1 protein-coding gene is annotated in these 456 nt (G+C 24.3%); it reads right to left on the bottom strand.

What is annotated here, in order from left to right; all coding sequences use genetic code 11:
- Positions 1 to 456: phospholipase D-like domain-containing protein (locus EZH24_RS13425; RefSeq protein WP_236847281.1), on the bottom strand; the 456-nt coding region annotated here is incomplete at both ends.

Genomic DNA, 456 nt, shown 5'->3' on the forward strand with positions numbered 1-456 from the left:
CTTTGTCTAATATACTTGATGTGTTTTTCCATTCATCTTGAAAAAAGTTATAAAAATCTTCAAATCCGTCTTCTGTGTATGCATTAATTTCTTTTCTTTGATGAAGACCTTCTCTTGAAAAATTGCTTGAACCTATTATTGCACATCCATACATTTTCTTTATTTTATCTTTATCATTATATCTTAATACATATAGTTTTGCATGAGTTTTATCATTTGCACTTCTTATTTCAAGAGAGGAGTTTGGGCATTTTTCTTTAAATAGTTCTAATACTGTTTTATTGTTTGTATTTTTATTTAATTCACTAATTGTATACTCTATAAAGTCATTAAATTCTTCTTTATTTGTTTTTGTATTATTTTGATTGTAATTAATATATAAATGCTGAATTTTAGGGTCAATATTCATGCCCATAATAATTTTTACATTTGCTTTTAAAAATGTTTCTCTCGCTT

This window comes from Brachyspira catarrhinii (assembly GCF_005518285.1).
In the GTDB taxonomy this organism is placed as follows: domain Bacteria; phylum Spirochaetota; class Brachyspiria; order Brachyspirales; family Brachyspiraceae; genus Brachyspira; species Brachyspira catarrhinii.